This is a genomic window from Nocardia sp. NPDC004151 (assembly GCF_042874235.1).
Taxonomy (GTDB): Bacteria; Actinomycetota; Actinomycetes; order Mycobacteriales; family Mycobacteriaceae; genus Nocardia.
In genome coordinates, this window is the sequence record NZ_JBIAMR010000011.1 from 43,858 (window position 1) to 70,175 (window position 26,318).

Consider the following 26,318-nt stretch of genomic DNA (forward strand, 5'->3'; position numbering starts at 1 on the left):
CGTTGTGGCATTGCCCGACGTGTCCTGTTCCTATGTGGACTTGGAGGCGCAGCCACTGGCTTCCGGCCTATTGCCGACCTCCGACCTACTCCTGCGCGCTTGTCGCGGTCACCGGGTCATCGGCGGACCCCTGCTGTGGTTCGCCCACGATCTCGCGGTGCTGCACGAGCGGCGAGTGGTCGGGCGCGGTGGAGTCGGTCCGGAATCCGATCCGACCTCTATCATCGAAAACAAGCGTCGCCGAATCGAATTGGTCATGGCCATAGACGATTGGATCGTGCGCTCGGTGCCCCAGCATCGCCTGGGTGCGACCTTGCATACCGAAACGGTCGGATCGGTCATCGACCGGCTCGCGGACGCATCGGTGAGAGCGCATCACGCGTTGATGACCCTTGACGCCAATGATGAAATGCTGCATGGCGCTTGGCACCATTTAGCCGAATTGTCGGACGCCTACGACGATCTCGTGCGAGATGTTCTCGCCGGGCGTCGTCGGCTGCCCGCCTGGTAACAGCTGGACCGATGCGCGGTCCGGGCCCGAGGGCGGCCCGGACCGCCATCTTTGCGTTTCCGTTATACGGTTGGCACGATCATTGAGTTCGACCACAAGGGGAGTTGTGGACAAGCTACAAGTTCGTGCGATAGTCGCTGCGCTGGTGGCGATTACGGCCTTGGCCGTCGGGGGATGCGGGTCCGACCCGGCGCCCGCCGCCGAGACCGTCGACCTGTCCAAGCTCGACACCGGCAGTTACGCCACCAAACCCCAGCAACTGGTCCCGAAGGACCCGGCCCGCATGAGCCGCAATATGGAAGCCATGCGCCTCGCGGACGCTGTGCCGTTGCCACAGCAGATCGATCCGGCGCTGACCCACAATCTGGGTGGGGTACACGCCTTCATCGACGTCAAGGCCTTCGGCAACAGTTCGCCTTTCGCGTCCTTCGACAATGACGCCTTCACCGCGAGCACTCCGGGACTGGTCGCCGGATTCGGGACCGCGGCGGCCTCCAACGCCGATACCAAGAACCTCGGCTACACGCTGCGGCACTCGGTGATGATCTTCGAGAGCGACGCCGCCGCGACCGCCGCGGCCACCGCGCTGTCGGGAATGCGCTTCGATACCATCACCAATCCGGATCCGTTGCAGTCGAAGGTGTATCCGAGCGCGCGCGTGGTCTGGATCCCGCAGTTCCAGGCGCTCTCCTCGTGGTACGCGACCGGCCGGTACGTGATCGGGGACGTGGTCAACCACCACGAGAACGTCGAGCTGAAGATCTCCGACCCGAACGTCATGCTCGCTCTGGCGGACAAGGCGATCGGCGTGACCGTGGAACGGCTCAAGGACTTCCGGCCGACGCCGGTGGACCAGCTCGCCAACCTGCCGCTCGATCCGCAGGGCGTGCTCGAGTTGACCCTGATCCGGCCCGACGGCGACCAGACGGCCTTCGCGCTTCAGGGCACCCTGAGCCGGGAAGCGGCGCTGCACCGGGAGGACGACCCGAACGAGGGACGCGCGCTGTTCGACAAGTTCGGCGTGGACTACATGGGATTCGGCGCCGGGCGGCTGGTCCGCACCCGCGACGCCGCAGCGGCCGAGGGGTTCGTCGGCGTGGAATCCGTTGGCCGCGTCTGGCATCGGATCGACTCCCCGCAGGGGCTGCCCAACGCCCGCTGCGTCAAGTACCAGGGGCCGGTCGCCTTCCAGTTCCCGTACCGCTGCATGGTCGCCTACGGGCGGTACGCGGCCGAGGCGTGGTCGCAGCAGCCGCAGGACGTGTATCAGCGGATCTCGGCGCAGTACGCCATTCTCGCCAACGACAAATAGGGGTAGTCGTGAACAAGATCAATCGGCGGAGGGCCGTATTCGCCGCTGCCGCTGTCAGTTTCAGCCTCGTACTCGCCGGGTGCGGGGGCACGGTCTCCGGGTCTCCCGCGGCGGGCGAGATCGACATCCGAAACCTGGCCATCGGCAACTACCCGACCACGCCCATGGACTTCCGCGCTTCCTACGATCACTCGTTCCGTGACGGCAGCGCCATCGCTGTCGCGCGGCTCGGCGACGCCGTGGTGAGCGGCGCGGACGTCGACCCGAGCTTCAGCTACACGGCGCTGTCCCGGCCCGAGACCGGGTTCGTGATCGCGAAGGCCGCCAGGCCGGTGCTCGACGACAATCACCTGATGCTGGCCTATTCGACCACGGTCAGCGACCACTCTCGCCGCGAAATCCTCTACATCGACCACAGTTCGGGCAATTCGAGCCCCTTCGAAGGGTGGGAGAACGACCCCACCGCGACGACTTTCAACGTGACGGTGATGCAGTTCCCCGACGAACAGCAGGCGCGAGCGGCCGCCGAGGGCATCGATTCCGCCGACTTCGCCGTCGCGGCCGCCGAGAACGTCCCGGTCAGCCTGGACAGGTACCCGGCCGCGAAAGGCCACTGGAGACCCGGGATTCCGACCATGTCGACGACGTTGTCCCGCGGCCGTTACGCGATCAATGTCTCCGTCCGGACCCCCACAGCGGAGATCGGCGGGCTGAAAACGCTGGCCACGAAGATCATCGACGCCCAGCTGCCGCTGCTCGACAAGACGCCCCCGCTGACCGCGCGCGAGATCCTCTACCTCGACTACGACCCCGAGGGCATGCTGCGGCGGACCCTGCACCCCGCCGACTATCCACGCCCCGGACAGGACGAAGCCGTGCGCACGGCGCGTGGCTACCTGCACACCGTCGACAACCAGGGGCCGTGGAAGCCCCTGCTGGACGACAACGGCGTCGACCTGACCGCCACGACCGTCAAGGGCGCGTTGCTGTTCCGCGCCCGCGACGCGAAAGCCGCGGCGAGCCTGTGGACGGGCATCAACGGGCTCATCCAGGGCACGACCGACGCACCGCCCGGCGTGCCCGGGGCGACCTGCGCCGAGAACCCCAGCCCCAACCGCACCAGCTTCTCCCAGGCCTGGAACGCCACCGACCGTTACGTCTGCACCCTGCACTACGACCGCTACGTCGCGCGCGTCGCCGGGGCCCAGCTCCTGGACGCCCAGCAACGCGCGGCCGCGCAGTACGCGCTGCTCGCCAAGGCGCAATACCTGTAGCGCGCGGCTACTTCGGCAGCTTCGAGACCGCGTCGGCGAGGAGTTTCGCCGCCTTGCTGCACGCGTCCGGAGTGGCCGACTGATCCGACACCTGCAACTTCAGCTGCTCGGCATTGCCCTTGTCCGTCGGGCGCACCAGGTAGGCGATATTGCAGTCGTTCGGGGTGCGGGCGCCGATCACATAGGTGGTGTAGTCGCCGGTCTGCACGGCCTCGTAGGCCCAGTCGCCCTGGTCGGGGCGGGACTGGTCGACCAGGTCGACGCGCACCCAGCCATTGGGGCCGACCACCGCGCACGCGTGCGGCGAATGCTGACGGTCGGTGACCTCACCGGTGATGTCGTGAATCGCGCTGTCCTGCAGCAGGGAACACGGGTCCACGCGCAGGACCGACGTCGCGGCGGCCTTACGCTGGGGGACCACCTCGGTCAGCTGCTCGGCCACGGCCGCCAGCGCCTGCTCGGCGGCGGTACAGGCGGAACCCGGCTGGGCCGCGGGATCCAGCTGCTCGGCCGACATGCGCAGCGGGACATCACCGGCCGACTTGGCGACCAGGACCGTGTCGCACTTGTTGTCGGCCGCGCCCGCGCTGAGGATCGTGCCCCAGCTCGCGGTGTGCGTGGTCGGCTTCAACTGGTCCACGCCGATCGCGGCATCGGGAATGTCGAGGGTGTAGTGGACCTTTCGCTGCGACGCGTCGAGCACCGTGGTGGCGCAGCCGCCGGGCTGAGCCTCCGGGTCGCCGGTGCGGGTGCCCAGCTTGCCGGGCAGCGCCTTGTCCAGGACCGCGCAGGTGTCCAGCAGTCGCAGTTCGGCGGCCGTCAGATCCAGCGACGAATCCGTGCGCGCCTGCGCGTGACCCTCGGTATCGGAGGCGCGGACCAAGCCGATCACCGTGCCGCCCACCACCACGGCACCGGTCACGGCCGCGGCCGCCCAGCCGATGGTGCGGCGGCGGCGATCCGCCAAGCGCGCCAGCTGATCCCGGTAACGGGTCTCCTGCTCGCCACTCGACGCCCACCAGTCGGCGTCGGTGCGGTGCGTCTCCAGGAAATCCAGCACCGGCTGCGGCCAGGCCGACTCCCCGGGAATGCGCTCCGCCTGCTCCAGCAGCTGCCGCGCCGACGGGCGATGCGCCGGATCGGCCGACAGGCAGGACTCGACCAGCTTGCGCAGGGCGTGCGGGACCGCCTGCAGATCCGGTGTCGCCGACATGGATCCGGTCGCGGCCAGCACCAGCAGCATGCCCACGGCGTAGATGTCGACCGCGGAGGTCACCGGCTGGCCCTCGGCCTGCTCGGGCGCCAGATACGCGGGAGCGTCGGTGGTGGCCGAACCGTCCTCGCGGGCGCGCGTGATGCCGAAATCCACCAGGCGCGGGCCCTCGGCGGTCAGCAGCACATTGCCGGGCTTCAGATTCCGGTGCACCAGCACCGCGCGGTGCACCTCCAGCAGCGCGGACGCCAGCCCCGTCGCCAGCATGCGCAGACCCGGCACCGGCAGCGGGCCACAGCTCGCGATCACCGTCGCCAGATCCGGCGCGGGCAGATATTCGGTGGCCAGCCACGGGCGTTCGGCATCGGCGTCACTGTCCACCACCGGCGTGAACCAGGAACCAGTGAGCTGCTTGCCGGTCTCCAGCTCCCGCTGCAGGCGAGCCCGGAACTCCATGTCCACCGTCTGCGAGCGGTGAATCCGCTTGACCGCCACGAGCTTTCCGGTCGGCGTCCGACCCAGGAGCACCCGGCCCAGCTCGCCCGTGCCGACCACCGCGATCATGTGGTGCGGGCCGATCCAGCGCGGATCGTCGGGCAACAGCGCCTTCATCGGAGATCCGCCGGGTTCGGCGCGAGCGGGCAGGGTGCGGCGGACAGGCCGCGGGCATTACGCATCCAGGTGTACTCCGAGTTCTCGGGGTCGGCCGCGAGGAATTCGCCGGACAGGGCGGCAGCGCGATCGAGCCACAAACTAGCACCCGTTCGAAGCCGTGTCATGCGCAGCCACCCGCCCGCGGCCACCGCCACCGCCGGGTCGAACGCCCTGCCGCCGAAGCGCTTCGGAACCGGTCCCTGCTCAGCCCCGATAGTGGCGGTGGTCGGTGCCGAAATCATCGGCGACCGTGGCCGCCAGCTCCACATAAGCGCGCTTGACGGGCTTGCTCAGGCGATGCAGATCGATCTCCGCGCCCTCGCCCAGGTGAGCGTCGTACGGGATGATGTGGACCGCGCGGCAACGCGACAGGAAGTAGTCGCGCAACTGATTGATCCCGACATTCGGGGCGCCCGGGCGGGGCAGGTTGATCACCACCACCGCATTGCGGACCAGATGGTCGTGACCGTGCAGCGACAGCCAATCCAGCGTCGCCGCCGCACTGCGCGCGCCGTCGATCGCCGACGACGAGATCAGCACCAGCGAATGCGCCAGATCCAGCACACCCGCCATCGCCGAGTGCATCAGGCCGGTACCGCAGTCGGTCAGAATGATGTTGTAGAAGCGCTGCAGGATCCGCGCCACCGCGCGGTACTCCTCCTCGCTGAACGCCTCCGACGCCGCCGGATCCCGCTCACTGGCCAGCACCTCCAAGCGGCTGCTGCCCTGCGAGGTATGCCGGCGCACATCCGAATACCGCTGAATGTGCTCGTCCAGCAACAGATCCCGCACCGTCGACCGCGTCTGCAACGGCACCCGCTGCGACAGCGTCCCGAAGTCCGGATTCGCGTCCACCGCGATCACCCGGTCCCCGCGAATCGACGAGAAGATCGAACCCAGACCCATCGTGGTCGTCGTCTTGCCGACGCCGCCCTTCAACGACAGCACCGCGATCCGATAGTCGCCGCGCACCGGCTGCCGGATCCGCGCCACCAACTCCTGCAGGCGGCGCTCCTCCGCCGACATGCCGGGATTGATCGCGCCACCGGACATATGGTGCACAGCCCGCCGCCACCCCGAACCCGGAGCCTTCTTCGCCCGGCGCAACGGAACATCATCCAGCGACGGGGCGGGACCACCGGCAAACCCGGCCGGACCCCGAGCGCCCTGCGGGGGACCGGCCTGGGCCGGAGCGCCGTACTGACCGGGCGCGCCGAATCCGGGCTGCACAGAACTCATCCCGTACTGCCCTGGCATGTGGCCACCCGGCTGTGCGTTCACATCACCCCAGACGGGCGCGTCCGGACCGGGCTGCCCCGGGAACCCCGGCGCTGCCGACGGACCGGGCTGTCCCGGAGAGCCAGGCACTGCGGACGGGCCGGGCACACCTGGGTAGCCCTGCTCCGGCCCGGGTGCGGCCCAAGGCATCTGCCCACCCTGACCCTGCGGTCCATCGGCCCCCGGACCCCACTGCGGCTGCGTGGGAGCGCCGTCGCCCGGCATACCCGTGCGGGGCGGAAGCATCCCGTCGGTCCGCGGCCCGTCGAATCCGGCGGCCGCAGCCTCGGACATCGCGGCATTCGACCACGGGTTCGCATCAACCCCGACACCATCGGGACCCTGCGGAGCCGACTGCGACACGAACGGCCCCGCCGGGAAACCCCGCGGCGGAGTCGGCATCCCGGAATCGGGCTGTGGCGCGCTGACCGGATGGCGACCACTCAGCCCAGCCGCCGCGGCCTCGGACAGCGGTGCGTTCGCCCAAGGATTCGCGTCCGGGTCCTCGGTCCCCGCCGCGTCCGGACCGTCCGCCGAAGGGCGTTGCCCGGGCATCGAGGGATGGCCGTCCGGTGCCGAGGCTGCCGGTGGCACTACGCCCTGCCCGGCGGGGAACCCCGAGGGTATGCCCGGAATATCGGAATCATGCGCGGTGGGGTCGCTCGAATGCGGCCCGGCCTCGGTCTGCGGGCCGTTCGCCCACGGATTCAACTGCGGCGGAACGGGTCCGGCCGGGAATCCCTGGTTCGGCGGCATCGGAGGAACGCCGGAGTGCGGGGCGGGCGGCAGGCCCTGAGCGCCGGGAAGCGGGCCCGGAGCGAGTGGCAGGCCCTGTGAGCTGGGGAGCGGGCCCGGCGCGGGCGGCAGGTGCTGCGCGTCAGGGAACGGTCCCGGCGGCGGTGGCAGCCGCTGACCGGCATCGGCGGACTGCTGTGGGCCACCCGGGACCTGCGGCAGCGGGCCCGACGCCGGTGCGGAAAGACCGGGCGGCGCGGGCGGAATGTCGAGGCGCGGGTCGGCGGACGGCGTGACCTCCACCGCGCGGTGGCGGCCCGGCGTCATCGCCTGATCGAAGTCCGCCTCCGGGCCCGAGGTCTCGCCGGCGCCTGGCTCGGCCAGTTCCGCGTCGAGCGGTTCGCGCGCAGCGGCCGTCGTATTCGGCACGGGAGGAACGCCATTGCCGGAGCCCGGGCGATCGGCCGAGGTCGGCTTCGGCGTGCCCGGAACCGGGACGGGCTCCGGTTCGCTCGCGGTGGTACTCGATTCAGGGGCAGGCGGGAGCGGCCGGCGAGTCGTCGGATCGGCGGGCGCGATGATGCCGGAACCGGTCGCGTCCAGATCGCCCGGAGCCGGAGGCAGCGGCGGCTGCGCCATCTTCCTGGTGACCTCGGCCGGATCGGCCGCGAGCGGGTCCGCCTTCGGGCCGTAGTCGGACAGCTCACCGGGAGCCGGGGGCAGCGGCGGTCGCGCGGCGCGAACCGCGGGATCGCTTGCCGCTGCGGCCATTTCGCTCGGAGACGGAGGCAGGGGCATCCGCGTGTTCGGGTCCGCCGGGGGGCGGGCGGGGGAGGCCGCGTCCGGGTTTCCCGCGGTCGGCGTGCCCGCGAGGGCCGCGCCCGCGGGCTGCGTACCGATGGGCGTTGCCGGGGCAGCTGCCGCGGGAGGCGCGGAGAACCGCGGGGGTGTCAGCGGAACCGAAGAAGGACCGGGCTGAGCGGGTTCGGGCGCAACGGGCGGTTGAGTGGGGTCGCCGGTGAGTCCCAGCGGCTTGCTGGGGTCTGAGGAACCCTCGAAGCCCCGACCATCCGGGCGGCCGGGTGCAACGGGTTGGCCGTCCTGCGGAACCGGTTCCGCGCCTTGGCTATTCGAGGATCGACCGATGTCCTGACCCACATGCTGGGCTGTGCCCTGCCTGTTGGGCGGCTCGGCGAGTGGGGTCTGGCCGCCCGGCGGCTGCGTAAATGGCGACTGGCCGGTCGAGTTCGCGGCCTGCGTTCGTTCGGCCGGCGGCTGTGTGAAGGGCGACTGGCCCGTGGGCTGGGGAGCCTGTGGTGCCTGGCCGATGGGCGGCTGGCTGTTGGGCTGAGACGACTGCGGCGGCTGAGCAGCGGGAGGCTGTGTGAATGGCGCCTGGCTGTTGGGCTGGGGTGGCTGCGGTGTCTGAGCGGCGGGCGGCTGCGTGAAAGGCGTCTGGCCGTTCGGTCCGGATGGGTGGCCGTTGGGAGGCTGATTAAAAGGAGCCTGGCCGTTGGGGTGCTGAGGAGCGTGGCCGTTGGGATGCTGGGTGGCCGGGTTCTGGCCGATAGGGTGGCGGCCGGAGGGAGAAGTCGGCTGGGCCCCGTTGGGCTGCGTGCCGTTCTGGGGGAGGTTGAAGTGGGTGCCGGGGTCGCGGGTCGGCATCGGGGTGGGCGGAGTGGGCTGCTGGGTGCGCGGCTCGGCGGGACCGGGTGGGGGAGCGGACGCGGGTCCGGGGGTGCGGGGGAGGGGTGCGGCGGGTTCGGGGGCCGAGTCCTTGCGGGGCTTGCGGCGGCCGAAGAGGCGGCGGCCGCCCTTCTCCTCGGGGATGAGGTCGTCCTGGGGGAGGTTCTCGACGGGGGCTTCGTATCCGGTGTCGGTGACGTCGCTCTCGGAGAGCCAGGGCGGGAGCATCGGGAGTCCGTCGTTCTCGCGACTCACTTATACCCCCGGGTGCCTCGATCTATCGTGCAGGACACGGCGTAGTTTAGCGATTCCCGGCGACTGCGTGCCCGGCGTGTATCGGCCGCCCGCGGCCGGGGTATGGCCCGCGCGACCGGGGAGGGGCACGTCACGGCACCCGTATTTGGCCGGATCTGGGGCGACGGGTAAAGTAGGTCGCTGGTGACTTACATAGTGGCTGTGGCATGTCTTCGTGCCGCCTCCAGTGAGTATGTCACCGGGTTGGCCACAGTGCACCAGCAATCCACCGGTGCGCCTGCGAAACTCATGGCCGACCTGCCGTAATGAGCTTGAACCAACCAGGTTCAGCCTAACCGGGATCGCGGAGGATATGGCGAAGAAGGAAGGGGCCATCGAGGTCGAGGGCCGGGTTATCGAGCCGTTGCCCAATGCGATGTTCCGGATCGAGCTGGAGAACGGGCACAAGGTTCTGGCCCACATCAGCGGCAAGATGCGGCAGCACTACATCCGCATCCTGCCCGAGGACCGCGTCGTCGTGGAGCTCTCGCCCTACGACTTGACCCGCGGCCGCATCGTCTACCGCTACAAGTGAGTCGCTCCTCGCGGGAGCGCATCAAGACTTCCGGGGCGATATGTCCCGGGTTTCCCCGGTCGAACTGACCGGGGAAAAACTGTGTTCACGGCCAGTGAACACCAACCCAGATTGGATCTGACGTGAAGGTTCAGCCGTCCGTCAAGCCGATCTGCGAGAAGTGCAAGGTGATCCGCCGTCACGGTCGGGTCATGGTGATCTGCGAGAACCTGCGCCACAAGCAGCGTCAGGGCTGATCTCCGCCAAGCACCGAACGCAGTTCGGATTGGCAATAAGAAGCACTCCCAGCGCCAGTCGCCGTCGCCGAGTCCCGTCAGGGGACGGATGGCGGCCTACCCCCGGTACGGAGGCCGGGGCCCCACTTACGAGGGGACGGCCAGGGAGCAGACCTCCGCAAAAGTAAGGAAACGCCAACCATGGCACGTCTGATGGGCGTCGACCTCCCGCGCGAAAAGCGCATGGAGATCGCGCTGACCTACATCTTCGGCATCGGCCGTACCCGCGCCAAGGAGATCCTCGCGGAGACGGGCGTCAGCCCGGACCTGCGGTCGAAGGACCTCAGCGACGACGACCTGACCAAGCTCCGCGACTTCATCGAAGCGCAGGAATTCAAGGTCGAGGGTGACCTGCGCCGCGAGGTGCAGGCCGACATCCGTCGCAAGATCGAGATCGGCTGCTACCAGGGCATCCGCCACCGCCGTGGCCTGCCCGTGCGTGGCCAGCGGACCAAGACCAACGCCCGCACGCGCAAGGGTCCGAAGAAGACCGTCGCCGGCAAGAAGAAGTAGGGATAGCGCATGCCTCCGAAGAGCCGGGCCTCGGGCCCGAAGAAGACTCAGAAAGCGCGTCGCCGGGATAAGAAGAACATCCCGCACGGCCACGCTCACATCAAGAGCACGTTCAACAACACGATCGTGTCCATCACCGACCCCGAGGGCAACGTCATCTCCTGGGCGTCCTCCGGCCACGTCGGTTTCAAGGGCTCGCGTAAGTCGACCCCGTTCGCCGCTCAGCTCGCCGCCGAGAACGCTGCCCGCAAGGCGCAGGAGAACGGTGTCAAGAAGGTCGACGTCTTCGTGAAGGGCCCGGGTTCGGGCCGCGAGACCGCGATCCGTTCCCTCCAGGCCGCCGGCCTCGAGGTCGGCACGATCTCCGATGTCACTCCGCAGCCGCACAACGGCTGCCGTCCGCCCAAGCGGCGTCGCGTCTAGCGGGAAAGGAAGAGTAGAAAAATGGCTCGTTATACCGGCCCTATCACCCGCAAGTCGCGTCGTCTGCGTGTCGACCTCGTCGGAGGCGACCAGGCGTTCGAGCGTCGTCCTTACCCGCCCGGCCAGCACGGCCGCGCGCGGATCAAGGAGTCCGAGTACCTCATGCAGCTGCAGGAGAAGCAGAAGGCTCGCTTCTCGTACGGCGTCATGGAGAAGCAGTTCCGCAAGTACTACGAAGAGGCGAACCGCCAGAAGGGCAAGACCGGCGACAACCTGCTGCGTCTGCTCGAGTCCCGTCTGGACAACGTCGTGTACCGCGCCGGTCTGGCCCGTACCCGTCGTGGCGCTCGCCAGCTGGTCTCGCACGGCCACTTCACCGTCAACGGTGTGAAGGTCGACGTGCCGAGCTTCCAGGTCTCGCAGTACGACATCATCGATGTCAAGGCGAAGTCGCTGGCCATGTACCCCTTCCAGGTGGCGCGTGAGACCGTCGGCGACCGCCCGATCCCGGGCTGGCTGCAGGTCGTTCCCGGCCGTCTGCGGATCCTGGTGCACCAGCTCCCCGAGCGTGCGCAGATCGATGTTCCGCTGCAGGAACAGCTGATCGTCGAGTTCTACTCGAAGTAATAGGTGCGCGTAAGCGTGCCGCTGGTTGTGGCCCTGCTCAGTTCGATAAGCACAGGGTCAGGGCCGCAACAGCTCCCACATAGTGGGCGTCAAATAGTGGGCGTCCGAAGGAGGAAGAAATGCTGATTTCACAGCGACCGACGCTGACCGAAGAGGTCGTGTCCGAGAACCGGTCGCGGTTCACCATCGAACCGCTGGAGCCGGGTTTCGGTTACACCCTCGGCAACTCGCTGCGCCGCACCCTGCTCTCGAGCATCCCGGGTGCCGCGGTCACCAGCATCCGCATCGACGGCGTGCTGCACGAGTTCACCACCGTCCCGGGCGTGAAGGAGGATGTCACCGACATCATCCTGAACCTCAAGGGCCTGGTCGTGTCGTCCGAAGAGGACGAGCCGGTCACCATGTACGTGCGCAAGCAGGGCCCGGGCACCGTCACCGCCGGTGACATCGTCCCCCCGGCGGGCGTGACCGTGCACAACCCGGACATGCACATCGCCACCCTGAACGACAAGGGCAAGCTGGAGATCGAGCTCGTGGTCGAGCGCGGTCGCGGCTACGTCCCGGCCGTGCAGAACAAGGCGTCGGGTGCGGAAATCGGCCGGATTCCGGTTGACTCGATCTACTCGCCGGTTCTCAAGGTGACGTACAAGGTCGAGGCCACCCGTGTCGAGCAGCGCACCGACTTCGACCGGCTCATCCTGGATGTCGAGACCAAGAACTCGATCTCCGCGCGGGATGCGCTGGCGTCGGCGGGCAAGACCCTGGTCGAGCTGTTCGGTCTCGCGCGCGAGCTGAACATCGAGGCCGAGGGCATCGAGATCGGCCCGAGCCCGGCCGAGGCGGACCACATCGCCTCGTTCGGCCTGCCGATCGAGGACCTGGATCTCACCGTTCGGTCGTACAACTGCCTCAAGCGTGAGGGCGTGCACACCGTCGGCGAGCTGGTCGCCCGCACCGAGTCGGACCTGCTGGACATCCGCAACTTCGGTCAGAAGTCCATCGACGAGGTCAAGGTCAAGCTGCACTCGCTCGGCCTGTCCCTCAAGGACTCCCCGGCTTCCTTCGATCCGTCCTCCGTCGTCGGCTACGACGCGGCGAGCGGCACCTGGAGCGACAGCGGCTCGTTCAGCGACACCGACAGCGGCGAGCAGGACTACGCCGAGACCGAACAGCTTTAGGCGGCTCGGGGCCAGCGCCCCGGATCTGCCTTAGACACAGGAGATTCCAACCATGCCCAAGCCCAAGAAGGGTGCCCGCTTCGGCGGGTCGGCGTCGCACCAGAAGGCGATCTTCGCCAACCTGGCGACGGCGCTCTTCGAACACGGTCGTATCACGACCACCGAGGCCAAGGCCAAGGCGCTGCGCCCCTACGCCGAGAAGCTCGTGACCAAGGCGAAGGGCGGCACCCTGGCCGACCGTCGCGAGGTCATGAAGGTGATCCGTAGCAAGGACATCGTCCACGCCCTCTTCGCCGAGATCGGTCCCTCGTTCGAGGGCCGCGACGGTGGCTACACCCGCATCATCAAGACCATCCCCCGCAAGGGTGACAACGCTCCGATGGCGATCATCGAGCTGGTCCGCGAGAAGACCGTGACCAACGAGGCCGATCGTGCCCGTCGTGTCGCCGCTTCGAAGGCCACCGAGGCTCCGGCCGAGGCCAAGGCCGACGAGGCCGCCGAGGCTGAGGCTCCGGCCGCCGAGGCTGCCGAGGACAAGGCCGCGGAGTAATACTCCGGGTCCTTCGGACCAACCAGGGGTTTCAGGGGCTTCCCCTGAAACCCCGAAGGTGGACATCCCATGAGTGAGCCCGCCGTCCCCTCCGGGTCGGCGGGCTTTCTCCATGTTAACCAGGAGATCGCTGTGACCGTGGAGGATCCGACGCCCGAACCCATTTCGATTCGGGTACGGCTGGACATCAGTTACGACGGCACCGATTTCACCGGCTGGGCCCGTCAGCCCGGCCTGCGCACCGTGCAGGGCGTGCTGGAGGACGCGCTGTCCAAGGTGCAGCGCGAACCCATCCAGCTCACCGTGGCCGGGCGCACCGACGCCGGGGTGCACGCGGAAGGCCAAGTCGCGCACTTCGATACCCACACCGAGGTCGACGGCCCCAAGCTGGTGCACCGGCTGGCCCGTTTCCTGCCCAAGGACGTGCGGGTCAAGCAGGCCCGGATCGCCCCGCCGGACTTCGACGCCCGCTTCTCGGCGATCCGCCGGCACTACGCCTACCGCCTGACCACCGCGCCCTACGGCGCCGAGCCGCTGCAGGCCCGCGGCGTGGTGCCCTGCCGTCCCGGTCCGGATCTCGAGGCCATGCGCGAGGCCTCCCGAAACCTGTTGGGCCTGCACGATTTCGCGGCCTTCTGCCGCCGCCGCGAGGGCGCGACCACGATTCGCGAACTGCAGCGCTTCGACTGGGTCGCGGAGGGCGACCTGCTGACCGCGTATGTCAGCGCGGACGCGTTCTGCTGGTCCATGGTCCGCAGTCTGGTCGGCGGCGTGCTGGCCGTCGGTGAGGGCCGCCGTACGCCCGACTGGATCGCCGGACTGCTGAACGAGCGCGAACGCGCCAGCGCGGTGACCGTGGCCCCGGCCCACGGGCTGTCACTGATCGCCGTCGACTATCCGGCCGACGCCGATCTGGCCGCCCGCAATATCCAGACCCGCGAGGTTCGCACCGTTCCCGGTCCCGCGGGCGGTGCCACCGATCTCGAGAGCAGCGCCGCCGACCCCGAGGGTTGCTGCGGGGACTGACCCCCTTTCTGGCGTGCCGCCCGCCTGGCGCGTCGTTCGAATCCTCCGGCCCCACCCCGATCTTCCGCACCCGCGACCACGTCTCCGCCGAGGTCGCGGGTGTGATGCCGCGCCCGTGATCGCGGACTGGTCGCGCGGATGAAAGTGCAAGTCCGGGATGAAGATTCGCTGTGCGAGTTGCGGGCAATGCGCCAATTCGGGCGGTTGGATGAAAGTTGGAGGTTGTTAGGGGAATTCGGGGTTCGGGGTGGGGGCGGGATGCGAGAATCGGGCAATGAGGGGCGGCGTCGAGCCCTCGGTGATGGAGGTTCGCTCCACGCCGGAGGTTTCGCAGCAGGAGACTTTCGAGGAATGGGAGGCCGTGGTCGCGGCCGCCTACGTTCCGCTGGTGGTGACACCCGTGCGGTCGGGGGAATTCCGGGCGCGCATAGTGCAATCGCGATTCGACGGCATCGACGTGTCGATGGTGACCGCCAGCGGGCAGCATCTGAGCCGGATACCGCAACTCCTTCACGATCCCGAGGAACCGGTGCTGTTCGCCAGCATCACCACGCACGGCCACGGCTGGCTGGAGCAGGATGGGCGAGTGGGGGAGCTGGCCGACGGCGGACTGACCCTGCACGTCAGTTCCCGGCCCTTCAGCGCGCATTTCGAGAGTTCCTGGGGCGTGGTGGCGGTGCAGGTGCCGCTGGCCGAGGTGGTCTGCGCGTCGGGGGTGCCGGCGGACCGGATGCCGACCGCGGTGCGCTTCCCGCCCGAGGGCGCGGCCGGGATCGTGGGCCGCTTCTTCTGCGGCATGGCGCAATTGCAGTACACCGCACCGGAACAGGCCGCGGTGCTGGCCAAACACGGTACGGGCCTGCTGGCCTCGGTGGTGCAGCTGGCGGCGGGCGACCTGCCGCGCGACGAGCCCGCGCACGCGCTGGCCAAACAGCGTGCGCTGGCGTTCATTCAGCGGAATTACGCCGATCCGGAGCTGACCATCGATCAGGTGGCGGGCGCGTGTTCGGTGTCGCGGCGCACCCTGTACCGGCTGTTCGAAGAGGGTGGAGACGGCGTGGCGGCCATGTTGCGGCGGATGCGGGTGGAGCGGGCGCTGTCGTTGATCCGCACCGATCCGACGCGGCCGCTGCTGTCGGTGGCGCGGTCGGCGGGCTTCGTGTCCGAGCGGCAGTTCTATCGGGCCTTCAAACGCGAAACCGGTATGACCCCTGGCGAATTCCGGATAAATCATGCCTGATCAGGGGGTATTTCATGGCTGACCTGAATGGGCAGTGAACTGGCACGGCTGGGCAGTCACAGAGCCGCGTCGGCGCGGCATACTGGGGACGCGCCGCCCGGTCGCCGCCTCGAGCCGCCGGCGACCGGGTCGGCGAGTTCCCGGAGCAATCGGGCTGATTGGTCTGTTTTGTCGGATCAGTCGGCCCCATTCCCGTTCTCCCGGCGTCCGCTAGTGGAATGATGCAGGTGTGGGTAGCGCTTCCACGGCCAGTGCCGAAGTCCGTACGACCTCAGAGGTTTCCGCGCGGCAAGCCTTCGAGCAGTGGGAGGCCCTCGTCGCCGATGCCGTGCTGCCTTCGATCGTCGAACCGATCGGCGCCGGGCCCTGGCACGGCAAACTCCGCTACACCCAGTTCGATCGGTCCAGCCTCACGCTGATGACCTCGAGCGCCCAGCGGGTGGTGCGCACCAAGCGTCAGCTCGAGCAGGCCGCCGGGGACTTCCTGCTGGTGAACATCATCGTCGATGGCTCGAACTGGACCGAGCAGAGCGGCCGGATCACCGAGGGCGGGGCCGGGACCATCGCCTTCTACGACAGTGCCCGCCCGATCGAGAGCCGGACCACCGAGAACGCGGTGTCCACCATCGTGCGCGCGCCCATGGACGCGGTGCTCGACCACGCCGGCCTGGTGCGTGAGGAGCTGCCGATCGCCAAGGCGCTGCCCGCCACCGGGGCCATGGGTGTGGTGGCCGACTTCTTCCGGGGTATGGCCCGGCTCGGCGCGGAGGAGACCGGCCGTGCGGCGGACGTTCTCGAGTCGCAGGTCACCTCGATGCTCTCGTCGGCGTTGCTGCTGGCCAACGGGCACTCCTCGCCCGGGCCCGCCGATTCGGTCTTCACCCGCCAGCAGGTGCTGGCGGTGCTGCGGAAGCGGTACACCGATCCGGACCTGACCGTCGACGAGGTGGCGCACGCCTGCCTGGTCTCGCGGCGCACCCTCTACCGGGTCTGCGAGGAGATCGGCGGCCCGGCCGCGCTGGTGCGGCAGATGCGGGTCGAGCACGCCCGCAGGCTGTTGCGAGCCGACCCGACCCGGCCGCTCTCGGTGATCGCCGCGGCGTCCGGTTTCGCCACGGATCGGCATTTCTACCGGGCATTCAGGCAGGAAACCGGCGTGACGCCGGGACAATTCCGGTCGCAATTGGACACAGGCACGCGCTGTCGGTAGCTCGGCACGGTATGTCGCTGTGACCGGCTGGCGTTCGGCGAAGGGTGATTGCACATCATCCGATCCGTCGAAGGAGCCGAGGTGCCCACGAAGGTGCGAGTCGCGGCTGTCCAAGCCGAGCCGCGATGGCTGGATCTGCCCGCCGGAGTCGGGCAGGCCATCGGGCTGATCGAGGACGCGGCCGCGGGTGGTGCACAGTTGGTGGCCTTCCCGGAGACCTTCCTTCCCGGCTACCCGTGGTGGCTGTGGCTGGAATCGGTGAGCTGGGGCGAGGGCTTCTTCGCACGTTATCGCACCAATTCGATGACGGTGGGGCGCACCGAGTTCCGGCGCATCGCCGACGCCGCACGCCGGCATCGCATCCATGTGCTGCTCGGCTTCAGCGAACGCTGTGGCAGCGCGCTGTATATGTCCCAGTGCCTCATCGACGACCGAGGGGTACTGCTCGGAGTCCGCCGCAAGCCCGAGCTGACGCCGTTGGAGCATCAGATCTTCCGCTCCGGCGAGCCCGGCGAGCCGCAGGTGTTCCGCACCGGCATCGGCCGCATCGCGGTGCAGGGCGGCTCCGAGCAGTTGCATCTGCCCGCGCGACGGGAGCTGGAGCGCACCGGGGCGCAGATCCACGTGGTGTCCTGGCCGGGTTTCATCGTGGCGCGGGACGTGGACTGGGGCGTGCGGGTGAACAACGCGGCCACGCTCTGGTACGCGGTGGTCGGTCAGCTGAACGTGATCGCGGCGTGCTCGGTGATGGACGTGGCTGGCAGTGAGAGCCGCCGCGGCGCGGAGCCGGCCAAGCAGCTGGTGCCGGGGCCGGGCGGGCACGCGCGGATCTTCGCGCCGGGCGGTGAGGAACTGGCGTCGCCTTTGGGCGCGCACGAACAGGGTTTGCTGTATGCCGATCTGGAACTCGATCTGAGCTTCGAGTCCGCCGCCTGATTCGTCAACCGGTCCGCACCGGTTACTGGTTCGTACCAGTTCGGCCCATTGGCCGGAATTCGTCCGATCTGACACACTCTCCCCAGTATTCGGCCGTACACGTGGCCGCCATTGTCATCGAGGGATGGGGAGTGGAAGGGTTACCACCGGTCAACCGGATCGAGGTTCGGTCCGGCCAGGAACAGACGTCGACGGAGGCATTCGAGCGCTGGGAGGCGCAGGTGAGTGCTGCCTACGTGCCGCTGGCGGTTGAACCTATACCGAGTGGTCGCTTTGTAGGTTATATCGAATCCGCGAGCTATGGCGAGATGGATGTGTCGGTAATCGGATCGACACCGCAAGTCATTCGCCGCACCGGCGCACTCATCGGCCGCAGTGCCGACGAATATCTCCTCGCCAGTATTCCGACCGTCGGCACCGCGCGCTTGTGTCAGGACGATCGCGTCGCCGATGTCGGTCCCGGCGGAATCGTGTTCTACGACAGCACCCGTCCCTACCGCTGGGACGCGCCGGAGCGGTTCGAACAAGTCGTGGTGCAGGTCCCGCTCAGCCGACTACGCGAGCGCTACGGCATCGACAATCTCGAATTGCCCACTGCCACAGTATTTTCGGCAAACACTGCGCCTGGAATCGTGGGCAGCTTCTTTCGCGGGCTGGCCGAATTGCAGCACACCGATCCCGATAGCGCCGCGCTGTTGTCCGCGCCCGGAATGGATCTGCTGGCCGCCGCCGCGATCGCCGCGTCCGGCCGCGCGCCGCGTGACCAGTCGGCGGACGCGCTCAATCGGCAACGGGTCCTGAACTACATGCGCGACCACTGCGCCGATCCCGATCTCGGAGTGGATCGAATCGCGGAGGGCTGCAGAATGTCTCGGCGTACGCTGTATCGAGTGTTCGGTGAGTTCGAGGGCGGGCCGGGAACGGTGTTGCGCCGCATGCGCATCGAACGTGCTTGCGACCTACTGAGAAATGCACCACAGTTGCCGCTTTCGGCGGTGGCGAAAGCGGCGGGATTCCTCACAGAGCGTAGCTTCTATCGAAGCTTCCGTTTGGAAATGGGCACAACTCCGGGGGCATTCCGCACCCTGGCATGATCAGTCGGTCATTCGGCACTCGTCGCCATTGTTCGATCGCTATAACTTGGCAAGGCTCCTCTTGCATGAGGGAAAAGCGATGAGGACTACGGTGCGAGTCGCCGCCGTCCAGGCCGAACCCAGCTGGCTGCGGCTCTCCGACGGCGTCGATCAGGTGGTCGAACTGATCCGGGCGGCAGCGGTGCAGGGGGCGCGGCTGGTCGCATTCCCGGAGGCGTTTCTCCCGGGTTATCCGTGGTGGCGCTGGATCGATACCAATCAGTGGAATGTCGAATACTCGACCAGATGCCGCGAGAATTCGATGACGCGGGACGGCGCGGAAATGCGCGCGATCACCGCTGCCGCCGCCGCGCACGACATTCATGTCGTACTCGGATTCGGTGAGCGCCAGGAACGGCGAATCTATATGTCGCAGGCCGTGATCGATGATTCCGGGCAGTTGCTGTCGGTCCGCCGCAAAGCTGGTCTGAACAGCGTGGAACGCAAGATATTCGCCTCCGGAACTCCGAATCTGCCCGCGGTGCACCACACCCCGATCGGCAAGTACGGCGCGTTGTCCGGTCAGGAGAATCAGCGGCCACTGCTCACCCGCGCGCTGCGCGCCGACGAGGAGCAGATCCACGTGGCCGCCTGGCCCGCCAGCCCCGACGGCGACGCGGTCGGACCGGAGTCGAGCGCCACGCTCAGCCGGATGTACGCGCTCGAGGTCGGCGCGTACGTGATCGCCCCTACCGCCGTGATCGGTGACGCCGCGTTCGGCGGTGTGGGCAGCGCGCAGCGCCATAATGGCGGCCCCACCGGATGCGCCCGCATCTACGGCGTCGACGGCGGCGAAGTGGTGGCCTCGCTCGCGGAGGGCGAGGAGGGCATCCTCTACGCCGACCTCGAGATCGCCGTGACGCTCGCGGACAACCAGCCCTGCGACTCCATTCGCACCACCCGGGATCGCAGGGACAACACTCGCAAGGACAGCGCACCCACTCGCCGCGGCTCCCGTCGCGTCGCCGCGGGCTGGCAGTCGGGCCCCGACCGCTGGGCCCTCCCGGCGTCCCTGGGCGCCTACCCCGGCGGCACCGCGGCCTGCTGACGCGAGCGGCCGCCGCGGTCTCCGTCAGGCGGGCCCCGTGTAGAGCGGTGGGTTGCCGGCGGAGTCGGCGGCGTGACAGGAGTTTCAGGGGAAGCCCCTGAGAGGTGCTAACTCCGCACGAGGCGCGCGATGGCGTCGGTGGCTTCCTTGATCTTGGCCTCGGCCTCGGGGCCGCCCGCGACGGCCGCGTCGACCACGCAGTGGCTGATGTGATCCTCGAGCAGCCCCATGGCGACCGCCTGGAGCGCCTTGGTCATGGCCGACACCTGGGTGAGGATGTCGATGCAGTACTTTTCCTCCTCGACCATGCGCTGCAGGCCGCGGGCCTGGCCTTCGATGCGGCGCAGGCGCTTGAGGTAGTCGTCCTTGGCGGTGATGTAGCCGTGCGAGGCGGTGTCGTGGCAGGACTCGGCGGTGTCGTGCCCGGCGGCGTCCTGGGTCGCGATCTTGTCGTTGGTCACCTGCGCTGTCCTCACTCCCGGGGGAAATACCCCCCTAGGGTACATGCTTCGCCCTGCTACCACCACTCACGGCCGCGTACGCAAGAATCGGAGCATGAGTTCGGACGCACGGGCAACGCTCGCCATCATCGGAGGCAGCGGCTTCTACGACTTCTTCGGCGATGACGCGACCACGGTCGAGATCGAGACCCCCTACGGCGCGCCCAGCGCGCCCATCACCATCGGCCAGGTGGAGGGACGCTCGGTGGCGTTCCTGCCCCGGCACGGCCGCAAGCACGAGTTCTCGCCGCACACCGTGCCCTACCGCGCCAATATGTGGGCGCTGCGCACCCTGGGCGTGCGCCGCATCTTCGGCCCCTGTGCGGTCGGCAGCCTGCGCGCGGACTGGGGGCCGGGCACCATCGCCGTGCCGGACCAGCTGGTGGACCGCACCTCCGGTCGCCCCCAGACCTTCTACGACGTCGGCGGCGTCCACGTGTCCTTCGCCGACCCGTACTGCGACGAGCTGCGCACTGCCGCCATCGCCTCGATCGGCGACGACCTGCCCGCGCACGACTACGGCACCATGGTCGTGGTGGAGGGCCCGCGCTTCTCCACCCGCGCCGAGAGCCGCTGGTTCGCCGGGCAGGGCTGGGAGCTGGTCAATATGACCGGGCACCCGGAGGCCGTGCTCGCCCGTGAACTCGAAATGTGCTATTCCGCAATCGCTCTGGTCACCGACCTGGACGCCGGGCTGGAGTCCGGCGAGGGCGTCAGCGCCGCCGACGTGTTCGCCGAGTTCGAGCGCAATCTGGTGCCGTTCAAGGCCATGGTGCGCCGCGCCGTCGCCGCCGTCGAGGGCGACGACACCTGCGACAAGTGCCGCGTGCTGACCGGCACCGGCGTGCAGCTCCCGTTCGAGCTGCCCTGATGCGGTCCCGGCCGTAGCGGCCGGTCACGCGTGATGGCCGCCCGAGCGGCCGGGGTACTTCGTTGTGCCCCTGGTGCGTCGTTGCGCCTGCTCGTGGCGGCATCCGCGGGTGGCGTCCAGCCGCCCCGCCCCGCCCCGTCTATCCATCGATAGGCCTTCGGGTTACGGCCGGCCATGCCCTACGCTGGATTCATGAAGGCGGGCGGTCGTGACCCCCTGCGTGTCCTGGTGACCGGGGCGGCCGGTTACCTGGGCTCCTATGTCCATCGCGCCCTTGTGGCCGCGGGGCACGAGGTCATCGCCATCGACGCCCTGCTCGAGACCGTGCACGGTCCGAATCCCGTTGTTCCGGAGAATGTCTCGCGCATCGACATCCGTGATCAGGGTGCGCTCGAAACCCTGTTGGCCGAGGTGGACGCGGTCTGTCACCTCGCGACGGCGGTGCCGCTGCCGCATGTGCGCGGCGCGATCGAGCCGGTGCGCGGGGATCCCTCCAATCCGGCTGCCCCGCCGGATGTTCGGCATTCCCGGCGGGTGGCCGGGGACGGGCAGCGTGGGCGCGACGATTCCGGGCATGGCGCCGGGCCGTGTGTGCGTGCCCCGGTCGGGGCGGGGCGGGGCGGAACCGAGCGGCCGGGGGCGGATGGGATGCGTTGGGCCGCCCTCTACGCCGCGCACAATGACGTCGGCACCGCCGTGCTGCTGGCAGCCATGGAACGGGAGGGCGTGCCGCGGCTGGTGCTCGGGTCCTCGGTGGCGGTGTACGGCGAGGGCCGGTATCGAGGATTGCGCGGCGGACCGTTCTATCCGGGACTGCGGCGGCGGGGGGATCTGGACCGGGGGCTGTTCGATCATCGTGCACCGCGTTCGGGGGAGGTGCTGACCTGGGAGCCGATGGGGGAGGACGCCCCGCTGCGGCCCCGGAGCGCTTACGCGGCAAGCAAAGTCGCGCAGGAGCATTACGCCTTGGCGTGGGTGGCCAATACCGGGGGCAGTGCCGCGGTGCTGCGCTACCACAATCTCTACGGCGACGCGGTGGCCGACGGGCGGCGCGTGCGGTCCGCGGAAACCGGTGTGGTGGCACGGTTCCGGGCCGAACTGGCGGCGGGCCGCCCGCCGCGAGTGTTCGAGGACGGTGGGCAGGTCCGGGATTTCCTGCATGTGCGCGATGCGGCGCTGGCGACGGTGGCCGCGGTGGAGCGCCCGGTGCCCGGGTTCGTGCCCTTGAATATCGCCTCGGGGCGGCCGCTGACCCTGTGGGAGGTCGCCTCGACCATGGCCAAGGCGGTGGACGGGCCGTCGCCGGTGGTGACCGGGCAGTGCCGGGCCACCGATGTCCGGCATGTGGTCGCGCATCCGGAAAGAGCCCGGCACGTCCTGAATTTCACGGCTCCCACCACGCCCGCCACCGGGCTCACGGAGTACGCCGAGCACGGCGCGGGGCGGCGCTGAGCGAGCCCGATAGGCTCTCGGCATGGACACCCCGCTCCGGCTCGAGGTCATCGTCGCCAGCGTGCGGCCCAAACGGTTCGCGCCGGTCGTCGCGGACTGGTTCCTGCGCCGGGCGCGGGCGGACGCCGCGTTCGACGTGGGGGTCATCGATCTGATGAACACCCCGCTGCCGGTGGATCTCACCGAGAACGACGATGTGCGAGCGTTCCAGCGGCGGGTCGAGGCCGCGGACGCGTTCGTGGCGGTCACCTCCGAGTACAACCACGGCTATCCGGCGTCGTTGAAGACCGCCTTCGACAGTGTGAAGCGCGAATGGCGGGGCAAGCCCATCGGTTTCGTGAGCTACGGCGGGCTGTCCGGCGGTCTGCGCGCGGTGGAGCAGCTGCGGCAGGTGGTCGCCGAGATCCACATGGTCTCGGTGCGCGAGACCGTCAGTTTCCATGAGGCCAAACGCAAATTCGACGCCGAGGGCGAGACCCGGGACGGGGCCGCGCTCGACGCCGCGGACCGTATGCTGCGTCAACTCGCCTGGTGGGCGGCAACTCTGCGCACCGCCCGCGCCACCAACCCCTACCCGGGGAGCTGAGGTGTGACGGCGGCGGCCGCGCGGGGCCGGCCGATGTAGGTGGACTCGCGGGGGATGGAGACCAGGGTCAGCGGAACCTCGGTGACGCCGGTGCGCAGAATGATTCGGTTCCCGGACGCACCCGGCTGGTGGACGGACAGGTCGGGGGCGGCGCCGGGCCAGCCGAGCGGGTCACTTGTCAGATAGACGGTCGTCAGGCCCGCGTGCGGGGCGGGCGCGAGGACGCCGTCGACCAGGGTGGCCGTGAAATCGGCGTCGGACTGGTGGGTTTCGACGGCGAGGGCGAGGCGTTCCGGATTGCCGATGGTGGTGACCAGCTGCTGCCAGGCCGCGGGGCGGTCGGTGCGGATCAGGACGCGTTCGCCGACGGCGAGGGCGCGGAAGATCAACTGTTGTGCGAGATACAACTCGCCCGCCACGTACACACTCGAAATACCCTGGCCCACCAGGCGAATGGCGACGCCGTTGCCGTCGTCGTCGGAGCCGAGCAACTGCCCGCAGCCCGCCGAAGGCAGGTGCAGCGTGCCGAGCTCGTCGATCTCGCGGAGCTCGGCGGGCGCCGTGTCGTCCAGGCCGGGCACCGCGAACGGCAGGTGGGCGAGCAGGCCCTCGCGGTGGCGGCCGTTCATGGAGATCATGTGCCGCACCGGCAACTCGGGCAGTTCCCGGGAGGTGCGCCGCCAGGCCGCGCCGATGCGCACGGTGTCGGTGCTGCGGCCCGGGCGCAGTTTGACGGCCACCGTGGTGCCGCGCGAGGCGGGGACCCAGAGCTGGGCGAGCAGATCGGAGGCCAGCTGCCGGGGATCTACGGCGGCGCCGATGTTCACGCTGTTGCCGAGTTCGGCGTAGCGCCAGTGCTGGGTCAGCTGCCCGGGGTCCACGCCGGCGGTGACCTGCAACGCGGCCTGCCGGATCTCGGGGGCGGTGAGCAGGCGGGCCGCGCAGCCGCCGTCCTCGAGCACCCGCACGACGCGTTCGGTGGCGATGGTGACCGCGCGGTACGCGCCGGGCAGGCCGCCGCCGCGCCGGGCCGTGGCATCGGGGCAGGTGACGGGGTCGAAGGCGATGGCGAGCCAGACCGTGCGGTGCGCGGTGGCGGGCAGTGGCCCGAGCAGGGATTCGTAGATGGCGCCCGCGGGCGTACCGGAGCGGCTGCGGAAGCCGTGCGAGACGATGTCGATGCCGGACAGCAGAATATCGTGCTGGGTAAGGCTTTTCGCGAGTTCGGGCAGCGGCAGCAGGTGGGTGGCGTGCACGGTGGCGCGGCCCAGCCGGGTGAGGCCACCCTTCGGGGCCAGCACCTCCACGACGGCGACCACGCGGCTGCCGTCGCGGTAGAGGCCGAGCGGGCGGCCGTCGGAGGCGCGGAAGTCGATGGTGTGGGCGGGCGGGTGGCCGCGGCGGGCGCGGAAGCGGCCGCGGGTGGCGATCCAGTCCGAGAGGGTGCGTTTGCCGAGTGGTAGCAACAGAACCAGACCGACCACTATGCCGAGAGCGAGCGCACCCCACCAGGCCAGTCCGCACACCATGGCGACAATCAGAACGACCAGTCCGGCGAGCTGCGCCCAGACCAGATTCGTGACCGAGATCCGGCCCGGCCGCCCGCCTCGACCGGTCCGTGACGGCCGCCCCGCCGACTCTCCGGATGCGATCGTCATCATCGATCCCCGGCTCCCCGATATCGGCCCCGCGCGCCGGCCGCGTGTGAATAAATGTCCAGGTCACTGTACTGTGTTCGGCGAAAACCCACGACTCACTGGGGATTTGGATGCCTTCGAAACCCACGACCCGATGGCAGGTGAGCGGCTACCGCTTCCTGGTCCGTCGCATGGAGCACGCCCTGGTCCGCCGGGACGTGCGAATGCTGCACGATCCCATGCGATCCCAGTCCCGCGCCTTCCTCGCCGGACTGATTCTCGCGTGCGTCGCCTTGGCTGGTTGCGGAGTGTTGGCTCTGCTGCGGCCGCAGGACAAGATCGGGTCAAACAAGATCGTCATCGGTAAGGACACCGGCGCGGTCTACGTCGTGCTCGACAATGTGGTGCACCCGGCGCTGAACCTGGCCTCGGCCCGGCTGGCCGCGGGCGATGCGGTCAAACCGGCCACCGTCAACGAGTCCGAACTGGCGAAGAAGCCGCGCGGCCAGCTGATCGGCATTCCGGGCGCGCCGACCTCGCTCGGGTTCACCGGCGGGGACGGCCGCACCTGGACCGTGTGCGACGCGCTGTCGAATGACGGCAGCCGCACCCTCGCCAGTTCGGTGCTGGTCGGCGAATTGACATTGGCGGACAAGGCTTCCGCGCTGGAGTCCGGACGGGCGCTGCTGGTGCAGGGGCGCGATCACACGTATCTGATCTACGACGATCAGCGCGCCCGGATCGATCTCGACGATCGTGCCGTGGTCGACGCGCTGGACCTGAGCGGGCGGACGCCGCGGCCGATCAGTGAGGGGCTGCTCGACGCCATCCCCGAAGTGTTGCCGCTGGTTCCGCCGCCGATCGAGAATGCCGGGGCCGCACCGGGTTACGCGCTCGGCGACCATCGGATCGGCGACGTGGTGCAGGTGCGGACCGACAGCAGGTACTACGTGGTGCTGGCAGACGGGTTGCAGCCGGTGTCGGCGCTGACCGCCGACATCATTCGCAATACCCACCGGTCCAGCGCCGCCGACAGCCTTATCGCCCAGGCCGATCGCACGGGAGCGCCGGTGTCCTCGGCGCTGCGGGTGTCGAAGTATCCGGCGCGGGCTCCGACCCTGGTGGACGGCAAGGACCAGCCGGTCGACTGCCTGTCCTGGCGGCCGGTCGGTTCCGCCGACACCTCCGACGGCGGCAAGCATGCCGAATTGTCCGTGCTCACCGGGCATGCCGTCCCGATCCCCGACCGCGCGAGACTGGTGCCGCTGGCGCAGGCCGACGGCAGCGGGCCGAATGTGGACAGCGTCTATATGAAGCCGGGCGCGGGCGTGTACGTGCAGTCCACCGGGATCGAGCCGGACAGTCAGCGCCACGACAGCCTGTTCTTCGTGTCCGACTACGGGGTTCGCTTCGGCATCCGGAATCCGGATGCCGCCAAGGCCCTGGGGATGGATCCGGCCACGGTGCGGCCCGAGTCCGCGCCGTGGCCGATCCTCGGACTGCTCGCGCCCGGGCCGACCCTGAGCCGGGAGGGCGCGATGGTCGCCCACGACGGCGTCGCGCCCGATCCGAACCCGGCCGAGGAACCGGTGAGAACCCGAGGGCTCAGCGCGAACTGACG

At 69.1% G+C, this 26,318-nt stretch carries 25 protein-coding genes; 20 read left to right on the forward strand and 5 right to left on the reverse strand.

The features are described 5' to 3' along the window. Window positions 1-4 precede the first annotated feature (4 nt). From ACFYTS_RS23850 to ACFYTS_RS23860, 3 genes are all read left to right on the forward strand, one after another. Window positions 5-511, forward strand: coding sequence for a DUF4254 domain-containing protein (locus ACFYTS_RS23850; RefSeq protein ID WP_387307258.1), 507 nt, complete (start codon window positions 5-7; stop codon window positions 509-511). A gap of 145 nt (window positions 512-656) precedes the next feature. Beyond that, complete coding sequence (locus tag ACFYTS_RS23855; protein ID WP_387307260.1) at window positions 657-1,823, forward strand: hypothetical protein; 1,167 nt, start codon at window positions 657-659, stop codon at window positions 1,821-1,823. An 8-nt stretch (window positions 1,824-1,831) separates the two neighbouring features. Beyond that, window positions 1,832-3,097, forward strand: a complete 1,266-nt coding sequence (locus ACFYTS_RS23860) for a hypothetical protein (RefSeq protein ID WP_387307262.1) — start codon at window positions 1,832-1,834, stop codon at window positions 3,095-3,097. A gap of 7 nt (window positions 3,098-3,104) precedes the next feature. On the opposite strand, the gene ACFYTS_RS23865 is transcribed toward ACFYTS_RS23860, so the two are convergent. The 3 genes from ACFYTS_RS23865 to ACFYTS_RS23875 form a co-directional block, all read right to left on the reverse strand. Beyond that, window positions 3,105-4,922, reverse strand: coding sequence for a serine/threonine-protein kinase (locus ACFYTS_RS23865; protein ID WP_387307264.1), 1,818 nt, complete (start codon window positions 4,920-4,922; stop codon window positions 3,105-3,107). Continuing rightward, window positions 4,919-5,062, reverse strand: a complete 144-nt coding sequence (locus tag ACFYTS_RS23870) for a hypothetical protein (protein WP_387307266.1) — start codon at window positions 5,060-5,062, stop codon at window positions 4,919-4,921. Before ACFYTS_RS23870 ends, ACFYTS_RS23865 begins: the two co-directional genes overlap by 4 nt. Window positions 5,063-5,168: 106 nt before the next feature. Continuing rightward, window positions 5,169-7,304 (reverse strand): AAA family ATPase, encoded by a 2,136-nt coding sequence (locus ACFYTS_RS23875; RefSeq protein ID WP_387307491.1) that lies wholly within the window; start codon window positions 7,302-7,304, stop codon window positions 5,169-5,171. 1,966 nt (window positions 7,305-9,270) lie between these two features. On the opposite strand from ACFYTS_RS23875, the gene infA reads away from it, so the two are divergent. From infA to ACFYTS_RS23940, 13 genes are all read left to right on the forward strand, one after another. Then, entirely contained in the window at window positions 9,271-9,492 is a 222-nt protein-coding gene (gene infA / locus ACFYTS_RS23880) for a translation initiation factor IF-1 (RefSeq protein WP_040804562.1), read from the forward strand. 122 nt (window positions 9,493-9,614) lie between these two features. Continuing rightward, on the forward strand, window positions 9,615-9,728 hold the full coding sequence (rpmJ, locus tag ACFYTS_RS23885; protein WP_033085975.1) for a 50S ribosomal protein L36: 114 nt from the start codon (window positions 9,615-9,617) through the stop codon (window positions 9,726-9,728). A 180-nt stretch (window positions 9,729-9,908) separates the two neighbouring features. Further along, window positions 9,909-10,280, forward strand: a complete 372-nt coding sequence (gene rpsM, locus ACFYTS_RS23890) for a 30S ribosomal protein S13 (protein ID WP_213557960.1) — start codon at window positions 9,909-9,911, stop codon at window positions 10,278-10,280. A 9-nt stretch (window positions 10,281-10,289) separates the two neighbouring features. After that, window positions 10,290-10,703 (forward strand): 30S ribosomal protein S11, encoded by a 414-nt coding sequence (gene rpsK / locus ACFYTS_RS23895; protein WP_213557959.1) that lies wholly within the window; start codon window positions 10,290-10,292, stop codon window positions 10,701-10,703. A gap of 21 nt (window positions 10,704-10,724) precedes the next feature. Next, a complete protein-coding gene (gene rpsD, locus ACFYTS_RS23900) occupies window positions 10,725-11,330 on the forward strand; it encodes a 30S ribosomal protein S4 (protein WP_357088930.1) in 606 nt (201 codons plus the stop codon). Window positions 11,331-11,449: 119 nt separating this feature from the next. Next, window positions 11,450-12,508 carry a DNA-directed RNA polymerase subunit alpha gene (locus tag ACFYTS_RS23905; protein WP_033085978.1) on the forward strand — a complete coding sequence of 353 codons (1,059 nt, stop codon included), beginning with the start codon at window positions 11,450-11,452 and terminating at the stop codon, window positions 12,506-12,508. A 52-nt stretch (window positions 12,509-12,560) separates the two neighbouring features. Further along, the gene (gene rplQ / locus ACFYTS_RS23910) at window positions 12,561-13,058 is read left to right on the forward strand and encodes a 50S ribosomal protein L17 (protein ID WP_357282314.1); all 498 of its coding nucleotides are present in this window, start codon (window positions 12,561-12,563) and stop codon (window positions 13,056-13,058) included. 69 nt (window positions 13,059-13,127) lie between these two features. Continuing rightward, window positions 13,128-14,084, forward strand: a complete 957-nt coding sequence (gene truA, locus ACFYTS_RS23915) for a tRNA pseudouridine(38-40) synthase TruA (protein ID WP_357282312.1) — start codon at window positions 13,128-13,130, stop codon at window positions 14,082-14,084. Window positions 14,085-14,358: 274 nt separating this feature from the next. Continuing rightward, entirely contained in the window at window positions 14,359-15,324 is a 966-nt protein-coding gene (locus tag ACFYTS_RS23920) for a helix-turn-helix domain-containing protein (protein ID WP_387307272.1), read from the forward strand. A 229-nt stretch (window positions 15,325-15,553) separates the two neighbouring features. Further along, window positions 15,554-16,534 (forward strand): AraC family transcriptional regulator, encoded by a 981-nt coding sequence (locus ACFYTS_RS23925; RefSeq protein WP_387307276.1) that lies wholly within the window; start codon window positions 15,554-15,556, stop codon window positions 16,532-16,534. Between the two features lie 81 nt (window positions 16,535-16,615). Continuing rightward, complete coding sequence (locus tag ACFYTS_RS23930; RefSeq protein WP_387307278.1) at window positions 16,616-17,470, forward strand: nitrilase-related carbon-nitrogen hydrolase; 855 nt, start codon at window positions 16,616-16,618, stop codon at window positions 17,468-17,470. 101 nt (window positions 17,471-17,571) lie between these two features. Further along, window positions 17,572-18,564 (forward strand): AraC family transcriptional regulator, encoded by a 993-nt coding sequence (locus tag ACFYTS_RS23935; RefSeq protein WP_387307280.1) that lies wholly within the window; start codon window positions 17,572-17,574, stop codon window positions 18,562-18,564. 79 nt (window positions 18,565-18,643) lie between these two features. Then, window positions 18,644-19,651 carry a nitrilase-related carbon-nitrogen hydrolase gene (locus ACFYTS_RS23940; protein ID WP_387307282.1) on the forward strand — a complete coding sequence of 336 codons (1,008 nt, stop codon included), beginning with the start codon at window positions 18,644-18,646 and terminating at the stop codon, window positions 19,649-19,651. 107 nt (window positions 19,652-19,758) lie between these two features. On the opposite strand, the gene ACFYTS_RS23945 is transcribed toward ACFYTS_RS23940, so the two are convergent. Continuing rightward, a complete protein-coding gene (locus ACFYTS_RS23945) occupies window positions 19,759-20,112 on the reverse strand; it encodes a metal-sensitive transcriptional regulator (protein WP_379105240.1) in 354 nt (117 codons plus the stop codon). A gap of 94 nt (window positions 20,113-20,206) precedes the next feature. On the opposite strand from ACFYTS_RS23945, the gene ACFYTS_RS23950 reads away from it, so the two are divergent. The 3 genes from ACFYTS_RS23950 (at window position 20,207) to ACFYTS_RS23960 (ending at window position 23,060) form a co-directional block, all read left to right on the forward strand. Continuing rightward, window positions 20,207-21,022 (forward strand): S-methyl-5'-thioadenosine phosphorylase, encoded by an 816-nt coding sequence (locus tag ACFYTS_RS23950; RefSeq protein WP_357282304.1) that lies wholly within the window; start codon window positions 20,207-20,209, stop codon window positions 21,020-21,022. A gap of 192 nt (window positions 21,023-21,214) precedes the next feature. After that, complete coding sequence (locus tag ACFYTS_RS23955; RefSeq protein WP_387307285.1) at window positions 21,215-22,474, forward strand: NAD-dependent epimerase/dehydratase family protein; 1,260 nt, start codon at window positions 21,215-21,217, stop codon at window positions 22,472-22,474. A gap of 22 nt (window positions 22,475-22,496) precedes the next feature. Next, complete coding sequence (locus ACFYTS_RS23960) at window positions 22,497-23,060, forward strand: NADPH-dependent FMN reductase (RefSeq protein WP_387307287.1); 564 nt, start codon at window positions 22,497-22,499, stop codon at window positions 23,058-23,060. On the opposite strand, the gene eccE is transcribed toward ACFYTS_RS23960, so the two are convergent. Then, a complete protein-coding gene (gene eccE / locus ACFYTS_RS23965) occupies window positions 23,045-24,718 on the reverse strand; it encodes a type VII secretion protein EccE (protein ID WP_387307289.1) in 1,674 nt (557 codons plus the stop codon). The two genes, ACFYTS_RS23960 and eccE, sit on opposite strands and share 16 nt — an antisense overlap. Before the next feature lie 110 nt (window positions 24,719-24,828). Here eccE and eccB point away from each other — a divergent pair, with 110 nt between their 5' ends. Further along, the gene (eccB, locus tag ACFYTS_RS23970; RefSeq protein ID WP_387307291.1) at window positions 24,829-26,316 is read left to right on the forward strand and encodes a type VII secretion protein EccB; all 1,488 of its coding nucleotides are present in this window, start codon (window positions 24,829-24,831) and stop codon (window positions 26,314-26,316) included. Window positions 26,317-26,318: the final 2 nt, after the last annotated feature.